This is a genomic window from Sporosarcina sp. P2 (genome assembly GCF_002743255.1).
In the GTDB taxonomy this organism is placed as follows: Bacteria; Bacillota; Bacilli; order Bacillales_A; family Planococcaceae; genus Sporosarcina.
In genome coordinates this window covers 159,668-174,070 of record NZ_PDYY01000004.1, presented here as the reverse complement: position 1 = coordinate 174,070, position 14,403 = coordinate 159,668, and the positions used below count along the sequence as shown (strand labels likewise).

General features: G+C 41.2%; 13 protein-coding genes and 1 pseudogene. 6 read left to right on the top strand and 8 right to left on the bottom strand.

The genetic code is table 11. From position 1 onward, the window contains the following. The first annotated feature begins 15 nt into the window (after positions 1-15). The 5 genes from CSV67_RS06300 (at position 16) to CSV67_RS06280 (ending at position 3,955) form a co-directional block, all read left to right on the top strand. Positions 16-438 (top strand): DUF3021 family protein, encoded by a 423-nt coding sequence (locus CSV67_RS06300; RefSeq protein WP_099630753.1) that lies wholly within the window; start codon positions 16-18, stop codon positions 436-438. Beyond that, positions 422-1,333: an ABC transporter ATP-binding protein gene (locus tag CSV67_RS06295; RefSeq protein WP_099630752.1), complete on the top strand. Its 912-nt coding sequence runs from the start codon at positions 422-424 to the stop codon at positions 1,331-1,333. Before CSV67_RS06300 ends, CSV67_RS06295 begins: the two co-directional genes overlap by 17 nt. Positions 1,334-1,336: 3 nt before the next feature. After that, complete coding sequence (locus CSV67_RS06290) at positions 1,337-2,191, top strand: ABC transporter permease (protein WP_099630751.1); 855 nt, start codon at positions 1,337-1,339, stop codon at positions 2,189-2,191. A gap of 98 nt (positions 2,192-2,289) precedes the next feature. Beyond that, positions 2,290-2,841: a hypothetical protein gene (locus CSV67_RS06285; protein WP_099630750.1), complete on the top strand. Its 552-nt coding sequence runs from the start codon at positions 2,290-2,292 to the stop codon at positions 2,839-2,841. Positions 2,842-3,157: 316 nt separating this feature from the next. Beyond that, positions 3,158-3,955: a CPBP family intramembrane glutamic endopeptidase gene (locus CSV67_RS06280; protein WP_158232894.1), complete on the top strand. Its 798-nt coding sequence runs from the start codon at positions 3,158-3,160 to the stop codon at positions 3,953-3,955. 113 nt (positions 3,956-4,068) lie between these two features. On the opposite strand, the gene gloA is transcribed toward CSV67_RS06280, so the two are convergent. The 3 genes from gloA to CSV67_RS06265 all read right to left on the bottom strand — a co-directional run bounded on the left by gloA (position 4,069) and on the right by CSV67_RS06265 (position 5,975). Beyond that, positions 4,069-4,449, bottom strand: a complete 381-nt coding sequence (gloA, locus tag CSV67_RS06275; protein WP_099630748.1) for a lactoylglutathione lyase — start codon at positions 4,447-4,449, stop codon at positions 4,069-4,071. Positions 4,450-4,553: 104 nt separating this feature from the next. Continuing rightward, on the bottom strand, positions 4,554-5,255 hold the full coding sequence (gene gloB / locus CSV67_RS06270; RefSeq protein WP_099630747.1) for a hydroxyacylglutathione hydrolase: 702 nt from the start codon (positions 5,253-5,255) through the stop codon (positions 4,554-4,556). A 234-nt stretch (positions 5,256-5,489) separates the two neighbouring features. Beyond that, positions 5,490-5,975: a nucleoside deaminase gene (locus tag CSV67_RS06265; protein WP_099630746.1), complete on the bottom strand. Its 486-nt coding sequence runs from the start codon at positions 5,973-5,975 to the stop codon at positions 5,490-5,492. Between the two features lie 183 nt (positions 5,976-6,158). Between CSV67_RS06265 and CSV67_RS06260 the strand changes: the two are divergent. Then, a pseudogene (locus tag CSV67_RS06260) lies at positions 6,159-7,293 on the top strand (alcohol dehydrogenase catalytic domain-containing protein). 129 nt (positions 7,294-7,422) lie between these two features. Here the strand turns inward: CSV67_RS06260 and CSV67_RS06255 are convergent. The 5 genes from CSV67_RS06255 to CSV67_RS06235 form a co-directional block, all read right to left on the bottom strand. Then, positions 7,423-9,054 carry an acetate--CoA ligase gene (locus CSV67_RS06255; protein ID WP_099630745.1) on the bottom strand — a complete coding sequence of 544 codons (1,632 nt, stop codon included), beginning with the start codon at positions 9,052-9,054 and terminating at the stop codon, positions 7,423-7,425. A gap of 120 nt (positions 9,055-9,174) precedes the next feature. Continuing rightward, on the bottom strand, positions 9,175-10,320 hold the full coding sequence (locus tag CSV67_RS06250; protein WP_099630744.1) for an acyl-CoA dehydrogenase family protein: 1,146 nt from the start codon (positions 10,318-10,320) through the stop codon (positions 9,175-9,177). A gap of 43 nt (positions 10,321-10,363) precedes the next feature. Next, complete coding sequence (locus CSV67_RS06245) at positions 10,364-11,908, bottom strand: class I adenylate-forming enzyme family protein (protein ID WP_099630743.1); 1,545 nt, start codon at positions 11,906-11,908, stop codon at positions 10,364-10,366. A 108-nt stretch (positions 11,909-12,016) separates the two neighbouring features. Beyond that, positions 12,017-13,144, bottom strand: a complete 1,128-nt coding sequence (locus CSV67_RS06240) for a CaiB/BaiF CoA transferase family protein (protein WP_199173140.1) — start codon at positions 13,142-13,144, stop codon at positions 12,017-12,019. A gap of 42 nt (positions 13,145-13,186) precedes the next feature. Beyond that, entirely contained in the window at positions 13,187-14,338 is a 1,152-nt protein-coding gene (locus CSV67_RS06235) for a thiolase family protein (protein ID WP_099630741.1), read from the bottom strand. Positions 14,339-14,403 lie beyond the last annotated feature (65 nt).

The following is a 14,403-nucleotide window of genomic DNA, read 5'->3' as shown; positions in this document are numbered from 1 at the left end:
GATGAGGTGATCCAGTTGAAAAATCTTTTACTCTATATAAGCGGGGCTTGCTTCGCGTTTACATTCAGCACAATCGTCTACTCTTTATTTCGGTTACTTGGAATCTTCCCTCCACTGACAGAAAAAATGACTCTTTCCATGCTAGTCATTTCCATCGTCATTACGATTCTCATTTGGCTTTCGCATCTATTGCCACTAGAGAATCCAATGTGGGTGTATACATTGGAAGCTAGCTGCGTCATGACTGTGATGATCGTAGCGGGTGCATTTTTCAACTTATATCCTTTCGGGCTGTATAATGTCGTGATGGTTGTACTGGTGGGGCTTATTGCGTATGGATCTGTTATTTCACTTATTTATTTACACAATAAAGCAGACGAGATGAAAATAAATCATATGATTTTGCAGAGGAGGAAACGGGATGCAGACGATCATTGAAGTAGAAAATGTCAGTAAATCTTTCGGTCATGTGAAAGCAGTTGACGAGTTGAATTTCTACGTGACAAAAGGCAGTCTATTCTCATTTCTTGGAACGAACGGTGCCGGTAAATCTACCGTGATTTCTATTATTTTAACCGTGCTCCAACCAGACAGTGGTTCCGTAACGGTCAACGGATTTACGGTTGGTAAAGAGGATGAATTCATTCGAAAAGAGATCGGAGTCGTCTTCCAAGAAAGCTTGCTAGATCCACTATTGTCTGTACAAGAGAACTTGGCAATTCGTGCACAATTATATGGAATGGCCAAGCATGAAATACTGTCCGCCATTCAGCGATGCGCTGAAATTGTAGATATTCATTCCATCTTGAAGCAGCGATACGGCAAATTATCTGGCGGCCAGAAGCGAAGAGTCGATATCGCACGTGCCCTTCTCCATCAACCCAAAATATTGCTGCTTGATGAACCGACAACAGGACTCGATCCTCAAAGTCGTCAGCAAATCTGGAAAATGATTGGACACTTACAAAAAGAACATGGCATGACCGTTTTTCTGACGACTCATTATATAGAAGAAGCCGCGAATTCGGATTTTGTTATAGTCATAAAAGAAGGACGGATTATCGCCAAAGGCACTCCGATTGATTTAAAACAGCAATACTCTGCTGATCGCTTATTCATTACGACAACCGATCACACTGCACTGCGTACTCATTTTCTACATGATCATGTGCTATTTCAAGAAGAAACTGGTGGATACACAATCGACTTACCGAATACAACAGCAGCTATTCCTATGTTACATAAATACCAATCGCTTATTACGTCTTTTGAAGTACGAAAATCTAGTTTGGATGATGTCTTTATCCGTATTCATGATCGAGAGGGTGTGTAGACGATGCTAGTTTTCGCTAAAAGAAATGTACTGCTCTATTTTCGGGATAAGTCTGCAGTGTTTTTCTCATTGCTAGCTGTGTTCATCTTGATTGCACTCTATGTATTCTTTCTTGGTGATCTAATCGCGGATGGAGTGCCAGACTTTCCAGCAAAGCATTGGCTGTTGCTGTCTTGGATTATTGCGGGAGTCGTCACGGTTACGAGTGTGACGACTACATTAGGCGCATTCAGTGTGATGGTAAACGACCAAGCAACCAATGCCTATAAAGATTTCCGTGTCACGCCAATTAAACAATCCGTATTACTCGGTGGCTATATCATTAGCTCACTCTCCATAGGATTCCTGATGTGCATTATGACTCTTCTTGTAGCAAATGCTATGCTTTTTGCCACTGGGGAGCCGGTACTTTCATTTACACAAATCATTCAATCAGTAAGCGTCATATTTCTAGCCGTTTTGACTGCTGGTTCAATGATCTCTCTACTCGTCATTTTCTTTAAAACCTCCCCTGCATTCGCTGCGGCTAGTACAGTAATTGGTACATTGATCGGTTTTCTTACAGGTATCTACATTCCAATCGGCACTTTACCTGCCTACTTACAAAGTATGATACACATCTTCCCCATCTCACATATCGCTACTTTGCTTCGCCAAATTCTCATGGACGCTCCTATGGCTGAAGCATTCGCTCAAGCACCCGTTGAAGTGAAAGAAAGCTTTCAGTTGAATATGGGCGTATTTTTCAAAGTAAATGGATGGCAAATCTCTCCATTCGTCAGTGTCGTGTATCTCCTACTAATCACCATCATTTTCTTTATACTTTCAGTTAGTGTGATGAAGTATAGTAGAAGATAAGTATTAAACCATTAAATGGCATCCAATCCATAAACGATTTAGAATATTTATGCTATGATACGCATAACCAATATCACTCTAGTAAAAGAGGTGAATGAATGGATTTCATTGCTTGGACGATTATTGCTTGTGAAATAGGCTTTTGGGTCGTTATTCTTGCTGGCCTCATTACACGATATGTATTTAATAAAAAACGGCTCGGCTTATTTTTTCTAGCGTTAACACCAGTCATCGATTTACTATTGCTAGTCGTCACGGCGACTGATCTTTATAACGGCGCTATTGCCACTCAAGTTCATGCCATTGCGGCGATTTATCTCGGGGTATCGATCGCATTCGGAAAAAGTATGATTCGCTGGGCGGATGAATGTTTTCTTTACTACGTCAAGAAGCAAGGCACAAAACCTGCGAAGAAAACAGGATATGCGCATGCACGCCATTCCGTGAAAGGTGCGTTGCAACATGTACTAGCGTTTATCATCGGTGGCGGATTCTTGGTTGCAATGATTTACCTAATTGGAAATGCCAACAAAACGGAAGCTTTATCTCAAATGTTGAAGCTTTGGATGCTCATTGTAGGCCTTGATATCGTGATCTCACTCTCCTACTTCATTTGGCCACGGGCTGAAAAACTTCATCGGCATAGGTAACATGCTGTTCTTATGGAGATACGGGTTCGGTACATGGAAGTTTTTTTAAAATGCATGGCATCTAGGGACTCAATTCGTACATGAGTGGGTGTCCCTATTTTTGTTTTTGAATTAACGTTACAGTCAACTATCCATAGTAAATCGCCTTATGATAGGCAGACGAGTTTTCAACAGCGCATAAATTTATGTACTCCTGCTAATTATGTTGTCAAATGCATGTTCATTGATGAATGGAATGGTTTCCTAGAAAAGAGGATGCAAATTATAAAGAATCTTAATTTGAGGATTTTCCAACTAATATACGAGGGGGATGTATATGACAAAGCAAAAAAGTGTTAAAGGATTATTAATTTATCTTTTAGTTAGTATCATTGCAATGTTTTTCCTTTATCTAATTGGACTATCGATATTATTGACAAATCCGACCGAATTAAAGCAATTGAGTGAAATGATGGGGATTTCGGGACCACCTGAAATTTTAGCCTTACTCGCCATAATCCCTAATTTCATCATAATAATAGTAGTTCTTGTAATTGGATTTTTCACAGCTCATAAAGTTGGTTTGAAATCTGTAGTTATTCACCCTAACGCTAGAGTAAAGTCAAAGTCAGATTGGATAAATGGTATTAAACTAGCTATAATACTAGGGTCGATTGTAGCTGTCGTTGTGATTGGATTCGATTATCTTTTTCAACCGTTCTTACCAGATAGCTTAATCGAAACATTACAACCGTATACTGCATTACACTTTATATCGGCTTTACTCTACGGAGGGGTTGTTGAAGAACTAATAATGCGTTTCGGTGTAATGAGCTTGTTGGTTTTTATTTTTTGGAAATTATTTAATCGAAAATCGAAAAAACCTACTAATTGGATCTTTATCCTTGCCATATTCATTAGCGCATTAATATTTGCATTAGGTCACTATAGCGCAACCTCACATATGACAGAAATGACCGCATTCATTTGGTTCCGAATGATTCTACTAAATGGTATAGGTGGCTTATTCTTTGGTTGGATTTATTGGAAGCACAATCTAGAGCTTGCAATGCTTGGACATATGTTTGCACATATTGTTATGAATTTAATAATGTTAGTTATCTCATTTTCATAATAAGACGAGAAATGACACGACATTAAAATAAAAGCCTAATCCTCATTTCTCTATTTAATAAGTAGAGGGTGGAGGGTTAGGCTTTTTACAATCATTTTTGTATTTAGAACGTTTTAGTGCTTACGCTTTACTTCGATTCTATAGCCATCAGGGTCAGTCACAAAGAAGTAAGAAGGTGTTCCACCTGCAAGTCCTTTCAATTCACCTGTTTCATAAGAAGAAGCTTTACAAATTTCATGCATTTTTTCTAGATCATTTACTGTTACGCCTAAATGACTAAAACCATTTCCAATAACATACGGTTCTGCATCATAATTATACGTAAGTTCTATTTGTACGGAAGAACCTGGTGAATTTAGGTAGATTAAATCAAATTTATGCTCAGGGAATTCTCTGCGACTGGCTACTTCAAAATCAAAAAGCTCCGTATAAAAATCTAAAGTAGCATCAATGTCTCTAACACGTAAACAAATTTCAACAAGCACTTGGTTCATTACTATCATCCTCCATCATTTTATTGAACTCATTTTAACATAGATACTATATTACTACACTTGATACGATACATCATTCGGCAAAAAGCAACCCCGTAATGGTTCTAGAAGTCATCACGGGCGTTACGCAATTCGATAAAGTCCTCCAAGGTGTCCACTTGCAGAAAGACGTTAATTTCCTTCTCCTTGCCGATCGTTGACGGGAGCGTTGGCTGTCCTTTCGCACGCAATTCCTGGACTTCTTCCAATGATTTGGAGATTTTTTTATTATCGGGATGCATTTCGTATGCAAAACGTAAATTAGTTTCGGTATACTCGTGACCGGGATAAACATGTACATCATCATCCAAGCGCTTAAATTTCTGCAAAGTTTCATATTGAGCTTCGTAATCGCCGGTGAAAACCCGACCGCATCCTGCTGAAAACAAGGCATCCCCGCAAAAGAGATGATTTCCCATTAAAAAACTGATATGGCCATGCGTATGACCTCCTGATTCGTAGACTTGGAAAGTTTGGCTCAACAAATTAAAGGAGTCCCCTTCCTTTACAACACTATTCACCAAGTCTTTCGTTTCTTTCGGTCCATAAACAACACTTTCCGGATGACTCTCTAGAATCTCCCGTACCCCGCCGGTATGATCATCATGCGTATGAGTTAAAAGAATGGCCGCCAAACGAAGCTGCTTTTCTTCAAGGTAATCAAGGACACCTTTCGCTTCTCCTGGATCCACCACAACTGCCTCAGTTTCTTCTTGAATGCACCATATATAATTATCAGAATAGGCTTTAATTGGATGAATAATCACTTTAGGATTCCTCCCCTTTTTAACTAGTTAATTTGCGGTTTAAAGACTTTTTCCCCTTCCACCGACATGTTTTATTTTATCCCGTTATCATAACATAGAGATTATTAATATACATGAAGGAGACAATCTCCTCTGTCTGTAATTCAATCCTTAATTCTGTAATTTCGAAAAAAAGTTTTGTTAATCATTATGCGAAGAGAGCCAAAACAAACGGCTCTCTTCGCATAATCTACTTCAATTATTTTTCTGATAGTACTGCCGTTGCAACTCTCGCACTTGCTCCGCATACTCTTCTATCGGCCCAACTACTTCTACAGCAGGCACCATTTCTTGAATTGGATAACTGTTCACAGGAGCAGGCGTCGTGATACCCATTTCTTTCTTCCACTGCGTTAACTGTTTCGATGAACTAGCATACACAATCCGTCCCAAACCGACTAACCCATGGGCTGATGCACACATCGGGCAATGTTCACCTGACGTAAACACTGTCGCTTTCGCTCTGTCATCTGCGTCCATATGGTCTGCGGCCCAACGTGCTAAAGCGAATTCCGGATGTTGCGTTGGATCGCCTCCACTTGTACGATTATGATCTTCAGCTAACACTTCACCACTCGCTGAAACCAACACCGAACCAAATGGCTGATCTCCTTTATGTAGCGCAATTTCCGCTAATTCGACAGATCGTTGTAAGTGCTTCATTTCACTTTCTTGTAACATGAATGAATCCCTCCTTATTCTTCACTTCCCTTTATAGCACTTCTCTTAACATACATACACCATTATGTTTCCAATTCTACCATCTACTTCTCTACTAGGTACCAATAATCATATCCTACTTTCTTAGTTTAGATAGAAGGTAGACGGGTACAAATAAGCACAACGCAAAGAGGATGTGATGGTATGAAAGCAGTAACATTTCAAGGAAAGAAGTCCATGGTCACTAAAGAAGTCAAAGCTCCAAGTATCCAAGAAAATAGTGATGTAATCGTACGCATTACGACGAGTGGTATTTGTGGATCAGATTTGCATTTATACCATGGCGGAATTGTGCCTGAGCAAGATTATGTAGTAGGCCATGAGCCAATGGGAATTGTCGAAGAGGTAGGTTCGGAAGTGAAAACATTGAAGAAAGGCGACCGGGTCGTCATTCCGTTTAATATAGGGTGCGGTAGAATGTTTCTTCTGCCAACACGAAATGGAAAGTCAGTGTGATGAATCCAATCCACATAGAGAAGTTGGTGGACTATTCGGATTTGCTGAGCCAAATGGAAACTACCCAGGTGGCCAAGCGGAATATTTACGTGTTCCATACGCAGACTTCACCTCATTTAAAGTTCCAGAAGACAGTGAGCTGGATGACGAGCATCTCGCCTTGCTATCTGATGTTATTCCTACAGCTTATTGGAGTGTCCTTCATAGCGGATTGAAAAAAGGCGATACCGCAATTATTTTAGGCTCCGGTCCTATTGGATTAATGGCGCAAAAATTTGCCTGGATGCAAGGTGCAAAACGAGTCATTTCGGTAGACCATGTCGATTATCGTTTGAAGCATGCGGAAAAGACTAATAAAGTAGAAACCTATAATTTCAAAGATCATGACGATATCGGTAAATTATTGCATGAAGAAACGAAAGGCGGCGCAGACGTCGTCATTGATTACGTAGGTATGGATGGAACGGTGCAACCAGGTGAAACATTTGGATCAAGTGGGGATAACCAATTCGGAACAATTAGCCCGATTATCACGGCTTCACAAGTGGTACGGAAGTTCGGGACAGTGCAATTAACGGGTGTTTATGCGACAGATGCCAACAACTTCCCTTTGGGTGATTTCTTCACACACAACATTTCCTTGAAAATGAGACAAGCACCTGTCATTCACTTAATGCCAGAACTATTTAAAAAAATTGAAGCAAAAGAATTTGATCCGACAGATATTATTACACACAAAGTAAAATTAGAAGACGCAGCAGACGCTTATTCCATTTTTGATAAGAAAGAAGACGGTTGTATTAAAGTACTTATCCAACCGTAAAACATAAAAACGCGATGGTTTGTTCATCGCGTTTTTTGTGCAAACTATGAAATGCTATTCTCACAACACTAGTGAATTATATACTGTACAATGAAAGTATGATGTTCATTACTAGCTTTATCTACTGTTTTACAGAGAATATTTCTTCCTCTCCTGCTCTTTCAGTAAATAACGCTGTATTTTTCCACTTTGAGTTTTGGGTAATTCATCTACAAACTCGATTTCCTTTGGATATTGATGTTTGGATAACTTCTCTTTCACAAAGGAGATGAGTTCTTCTTTAAGTTCGTCAGTAGATGCGAAGCTTTTATTGAGGACAATAAATGCTTTAACAGTTTCGCCTTTCGTTACATCTGGCTTGCCAATTGCCGCCGTCTCCAAAACCGCAGGATGCTCCATTAGACAGGATTCAACTTCAGTGGGCCCTATTCGGTAACCAGCGCTTGAGATAACATCGTCTGCACGACCTTGAAACCAAAGATATCCATCTATATCCTCTGAAGCAAGATCTCCGGATAAAAACCAACTACCACGCATCTTTTCAGCTAATTTTTCATCCGCGTTCCAATAACCTCCAAACGCTGTATTACCATCTGATGTGTCTACAGCAATTTGACCTACTTCTCCTTTAGTTACGGGGTCTCCATATTCATCAATCAAGCCAATAGTATAGCCAGGTAGTGGAAGACCCATTGACCCTGGTTTTACTTTCATGGTCGAAATATGGTAGTTGTTCACAATCATGCCCATTTCTGTTGCGCCATAATGGTCATAGATTGGTCTCCCTAAATTTTTTTCAAAAAACCTCACTACTTCAGTATTCAAAGGTTCTCCTGCACTACTCATTTTCTTTATTTTGAGATCATATTTTTTAATTATTTCTGACCCCAATGCCATCATCATGCGGAATGCTGTCGGTGCATAAGCAAAACTAGTCACTTGATATTCACTTAAAAGCTTATATATCTTTTTAGGATCAAACGGACCTTTGTAGAAAACAATTTTAGCTCCCTGACTTAACGGACCTATAGTTGAAGCGATTAATCCGTACGCCCAACCCAAATCAGCCCCACCGTAAAACACATCTTCTTCTTCCAAATTCAAAGCGAATTTCCAGTATGGATGAAGACTGTATACCACTTTATGTTTTGTAATAGCCCCTTTTGGCATTCCAGTCGTTCCTGAAGTATATTGAATGATTGCAGGGGAATTTCCCAACGTTCGTTCCATTGTGAATTCACTGGAAAAAGAGTTTACAAATTCCCAGAAACTTTTGCCGTCGTTTGTTTGACCATCAGTGAGGAGTAAATCAATTGATAGTTCTTTACCTTCCAGTTTAGTTGACTGTTCACTGTTTGTCAGAAGTAAACGCACACCTGCATCTTTCAACCGATAGACGAGGGCATCTGGACCGAAGGCTGTGAATAGTGGAACAAAAATAGCACCTACTTTAAAAGTTGCTAAAATCGTTACAAGCAATTCCATATCTTTTCCAAGCAACCCTGCTACACGATCACCTCTTGTGACCCCCATTGACTGAAGCGCGTTAGCCATTTTATCGGATTTCTCTTTCAATTGACAATACGTCCATGTTTCTTTATTCCCCAGTTCATCTTCCCAATAAATTGCTACCCTTTTAGGATCTTTTGCCCAGCGATCGCATATTTCATTCGCAATATTCATCACGCCATTTGGATCACCTTCATACTGCGTCTCTGCATCTTCCCATGAAAACATATGCATCATCTCTTCATAATTCATCGCTTATCTCTCCCATTAGGTAACCAGTTATTATTCGTTTTGATTAAATTTCAGGAAACGATTGAATATTATTAATATGAAACAGTTAGTCATATAATTGAAAATGCCACTCTCCTTCATTCAAAGCCCCATATTCTTCGCAATAATCACTTTCATAATTTCATTGGTCCCAGCATAAATCGAGCCGACCGCTACATCCCGGTACCTTCTGGCGATCTCGTATTCTTCCATATACCCGTAGCCGCCATGAAATTGCATACATTGTATCGCCACTTCTTGCGCCAAATCACTAGTCCACCATTTAGCCATCGATACTTCATCCACGACATGTTGTCCTTGCATATGCTCTGTAATTAATCGGTCAACAAATGTTTGGCCAATGGTTGCCTTCGTTTGCATCTCCGCCATTTTAAATTGCGTATTTTGGAAGTCGCCGATCCTCTTACCGAATGCCTGTCGCTCTTTGACATACGCCAAAGTGATATCAATCATTTGTTGCACGGAAGCTAAACTTTGAATGGAGCACATCAAGCGTTCTTGTTGCAATTTCTCCATCAAATAGTAGAATCCTTTGCCTTCCTCGCCAAGAAGATTTTCCGCAGGAACCGATACATCTTCAAAAATCAATTCACTCGTATCATTCGCATGCTGCCCTACTTTATTCAGTTTTTTCCCTTTTGTAAACCCGGGCATTCCTTCTTCCACTATGATCAAGCTAATGCCTTTATGAGCAGGCGATGCAGTAGGATCTGTTTTACAGACGACAATAACAAGATCGGCAGAAAAGCCATTTGTTATGAAGGTCTTTTCCCCATTAATAATATAACGGTCTCCCTTTTTCACTGCAGTTGTCCGAACTGCTGCGAGGTCGGAACCTGTGCCTGGTTCCGTCATAGCAATTGCACTAATCATCTCTCCTGTCACGGCTTTCGTGAGCCAACGTTCTTTCTGTTCGTCCGAACCAAAGGATTGTATATAAGGAATAACGATATCATTATGAAGTCCAATTCCGCCGATTCCGCTTGCCACTTTTTCAAACTCTTCACTAATAACTACAGCATAGCCGAAATCAGCGCCTAAACCGCCATACTTTTCTTCAACTGAAGGTGCAATCAATCCTTGCGCCGCAGCTTTTCTCCAGAATGACCTAGGCACTTGCTTTTCTTTCTCCCACTCATTTATATAAGGAACGGCTTCCTTCTTTAAAAATTTCTGCACCGCTTTTCTGAGCTGTTCATGTTCTTCCGTCATAAATGGTCTCTTCATGCATCCGCCACTCCTTTACTTCCCATTAAGAAAGCATCTATTTTTATACGTGAGGATTAACAGGTCTATTGGAGACCAGTGCTTCACGAATACGATATTTCAACACTTTTCCTGAGGCATTTCTAGGTATTTCTTGCTCTTCGATAAATTCGACTGGTACTTTATAATCCGCTAGATGTTCTTTACAAAATGCTTTCAATTCTGCGTAGTCGAGCTTCTCATCTTTCTTCGCTACAATAATCGCAACTACTTTCTCTCCCCAAACCGGATCCGGCAAGCCGACTACTGTCGCATCTAATAGCTGAGGATGCCTGTACAGCGCTTGTTCAACTTCTGTTGAGTAGACATTCTCTCCTCCAGAAACGATCATATCTTTCTTTCTGTCTACTAATGTAACGAAACCATCTTCGTCAATTGTCGCCAAATCCCCGGTATAGAGCCAACCGTTTCGTATAGCTTTCGCAGTTTCCTCCGGCTTATTATAATAGCCCTTCATGACCATCTCGCTTTGAATAATAAATTCACCCACTTCACCGGGAGAAATATCTTCTCCATGATCATCCACAACGCGAATTTCCGTATTCAGCGAAGCTTTTCCTCCAGTGCCAATTTTATCTTTATGATCTGCTGGCATGAGAAAAGCTCCGCCACCTGGTCCCCCTTCTGTCTGACCACACATATTGTAAAACTGATCTGTACGGAAGAGTTTCATAATCTGTTCTAACAACGCGACAGGCATCGGTGCTGCGCCATACCCGCATCGCGTAACAGAAGAGAGATCATATTGCTGTTTGTCTGGAACTTGCAACAAGAAATTGTACATCGTCGGTACACCAAAGAACAAGCTGATTTTATATTGATCGATAGCCTGTAAGACTTTTTGAGGTTCGAAGTTTTGATGTACGACTTGCGTGCAACCTAAATAAATTCCTGGCACGAGAAATAAATTTAATTGTGCGGAATGAAACAACGGTGCCGCATGGAACAATACGTCTTCGGGATGTATTTTGAGGATTAAGGCGGTGTTAAAAGCTACGTGAAGTACGCGGTGATGATCAAATAACGCGCCTTTCGGATAGCCAGTAGTCCCCGATGTATATAATATTTCAGCATCATCCGCTTCATCGACAGAAATATCGGGATCATCCGTATTATCTTGTAGTAAATCTTCGTAAGTGATTTGGTTGCTTATAGCGGTAGCACCCGTCGTGACTTTTACATCTATTTTGCTATTTTCCGCTGTTGCTTTATCAATCAACGAAGCATACTCTTCGTCAAACAACACGACACTTGTATCACTATCATCCAAAATATACGACACTTCAGTAGCTGTTAAGCGGAAATTTACCGGAACCGTAATGGCTCCTGCTTTCAAAATCGCATAGTAGACGATAATAAAGGTATCTGAGTTTTTCATCATGAGTGCTACTTTGTCACCTTTTTTCACACCATGTTGAATCAGTCCGTGTGATAGTTTATTCACCTCTTGATTCAACTCGCGATACGTAAATGTTCGATCTTCATAAATAATTGCTGTTTTTTCAGGTATTCTACGTGCGTTACGGGAAAGTGATAGGCCGATATCCATTAGAATTGTCCCCTTTCTCTCACTAAACTTATTGAAATACAGTTTCTATTTTCCTGACGCGATACATTCTCTTTCAATACCAGTTGCAACATCATACGGATCGAGTTCTTATTCATACTCACCGAGTACCGCAGCTGTATGCTCACCTAACAAAGGTGCTGCGCTTAGAATTTTGCCTGGTGTTCTCGACAACTTAATAGGCGTTGCGATATGCGTCACTGGCCCAATTTCCGGATGCTCCACTTCCTGAATCATCCCACGGGCCTTGACTTGTGGATCATCTAGTACTTCATCGAACGACAGAACAGGCGTTACACAAGCCGCCACCTGATCGAATATTTCCATCCATTGCGCGCTCGTCTTGTGCAATAAAATCTCTTGAATTTCTTCCTTCATCTGCAATTGAACGTCTACAGGATCATGCAATTTCGCTACAAAATCTTCTTTTCCAATGACTCTGCAAAACTCACTCCAAAACTTTAATTCAAATGCGCCAACAGCCAACCATTTATGGTCTTTCGTTTCGTACACAGCATAAGAAGCACGCTTGCCACTTAAATCTAATTCACCTCTTTGCGGCAGTTGTCCTGTTGCCAGAAAACTAGGAAAGACTGTTGGCATCCAAGAAAGCACGCCATCCATCATCGAAATATCGACCATTTGCCCTTTTCCGGTCTTCTGTCTTTCGAACAAGGCAAGCATAATCCCCATTGCTGCCGGGTAAGCACCCCCCCCAATATCTGCAATTTGCGTAGCAGGGATTTGCGGCGCGCCGTGTCGTTCACCCATCATATCCAGTAGTCCCGTATAACCAATGTAATTTAGATCATGACCGGGCAAGCTAGCGTATGGACCGTCTTGTCCGTAACCTGTGATTGCACAGTAGACAAGCCCTGGATTGATCTTGTTCAAAATTTCATAGTCCAATCCGAGCCGCTTCATTACGCCCGGCCGAAATGATTCAATCACAACATCCGAGTCTTTCACCAGCTGCTTAAACCGTTGCTTGTCTTCCACATCTTTTAAATTTAGACAAATGCTCTTTTTGCCGCGGTTCAACGAATGGAAAAACGCACTATCTTTCCCTATCTTAGGCGATTCTGCCCGCGCATAGTCTCCGGTATGAGGCTCTTCAACTTTGATCACTTCTGCACCAAAATCTGCAAGAAGCATCGAACAGTAAGGACCCGGTAACAAGCGCGATAAATCCAGTACCCGAATAGAATCTAATGGCAATGAAATCTCTCCTCTTCACGTGTCTTCATTCATGATCAGCAATTAATCTAATCGTTCCAAAATCGTCGCATTTGCCATGCCATGACCTTCACACATTGTCTGCAGTCCGTAACGGCCGCCTGTTCTTTCCAGTTCACTCATCATCGTAATCATCAAGCGTCCGCCACTTGCTCCGAGTGGGTGACCAAGAGCAATGGCCCCACCGTTAGGATTCAACTTCTTCGGATCTGCACCTGTTTCTTTCAACCAAGCAATCGTCACAACCGAAAATGCTTCATTGACTTCAAAAATATCTATATCATCAAGGGTTAGTCCTGCTTTCTCCAACGCTTTTTGTGTCGCTGGTATGGGCCCTGTCAGCATGAGAGTCGGATCGGAACCAACCACTACGCGGGTAAGTACTTTAAACCGTGGCTTCAAACCAAGTTCTTCAGCCTTTTCACGTGACATTAGCAAAATGGCATTTGCCCCGTCACTGATTTGACTGGAGTTTCCAGCCGTCACATCGCCATTTTTCCTAAAAGGAGTTTTCAACATACTCAACTTCTCCATCGTGGTATCTTCCCTTGGCCCTTCATCATCCTTCACTGTCATGTTCGTACCGTCAGGAAGTGTTACCTCAATCGGCATGATTTCTTTTTCAAACCTACCTTCCTTTCTAGCAGTTACCGCCTTCTCATTGCTTTCTAGCGAATAGCGATCCATTTCCTCTCTTGATATTTCCCATTGATCCGCAATTCTTTCCGCTGACTCACCTTGGTGGACCATTTCATATTTCGATGTGAGTTCTTCACTAAACATCACGTCTAGTCGGCTGCTCCCCATCGGCACTCGCGACATGCTCTCGACACCTCCTGCAACGACAACGTCCATATCTCCACTAATAATAGCCTGCGCTGCAAAATGCAGGGCTTGCTGGCTAGATCCACATTGTCTATCCACGGTCGTCCCCGGTACTTCGATCGGATATCCTGCCTGCAAAGCTGCGACTCTCGCGATGTCAAAAGATTGTTCCCCTACTTGCGATACGCATCCGAAGATGACATCCTCTACTAGCCCCGCATCAATTCCCGCTCGTTTGATAACTTCCGCCAGCGGCTTGGCTGCTAAATCTTCCGCCCGTATCGCACTCAATACACCATTCCGTTTTCCTACCGGTGTTCTGACCCATTCCACAATTACAGCTTCTCTCATATAAACCCTTCTTTCTTATTTTTATTTGTAAGCCCTTACATTTAATCGATAGTTATTTCCAGCCT

Excerpts from the sequence above, each read along its gene's own strand:
- CSV67_RS06295 (WP_099630752.1), top strand. The coding sequence starts at position 422 with ATGCAGACGATCATTGAAGTAGAAAATGTCAGTAAATCTTTCGGTCAT.
- CSV67_RS06290 (WP_099630751.1), top strand. The coding sequence starts at position 1,337 with ATGCTAGTTTTCGCTAAAAGAAATGTACTGCTCTATTTTCGGGATAAG.
- CSV67_RS06285 (WP_099630750.1), top strand. The coding sequence starts at position 2,290 with ATGGATTTCATTGCTTGGACGATTATTGCTTGTGAAATAGGCTTTTGG.
- CSV67_RS06280 (WP_158232894.1), top strand. The coding sequence starts at position 3,158 with ATGACAAAGCAAAAAAGTGTTAAAGGATTATTAATTTATCTTTTAGTT.
- gloA (WP_099630748.1), bottom strand. The coding sequence starts at position 4,449 with ATGAACCAAGTGCTTGTTGAAATTTGTTTACGTGTTAGAGACATTGAT.
- CSV67_RS06265 (WP_099630746.1), bottom strand. The coding sequence starts at position 5,975 with ATGTTACAAGAAAGTGAAATGAAGCACTTACAACGATCTGTCGAATTA.
- CSV67_RS06255 (WP_099630745.1), bottom strand. The coding sequence starts at position 9,054 with ATGAATTATGAAGAGATGATGCATATGTTTTCATGGGAAGATGCAGAG.
- CSV67_RS06250 (WP_099630744.1), bottom strand. The coding sequence starts at position 10,320 with ATGAAGAGACCATTTATGACGGAAGAACATGAACAGCTCAGAAAAGCG.
- CSV67_RS06245 (WP_099630743.1), bottom strand. The coding sequence starts at position 11,908 with ATGGATATCGGCCTATCACTTTCCCGTAACGCACGTAGAATACCTGAA.
- CSV67_RS06235 (WP_099630741.1), bottom strand. The coding sequence starts at position 14,338 with ATGAGAGAAGCTGTAATTGTGGAATGGGTCAGAACACCGGTAGGAAAA.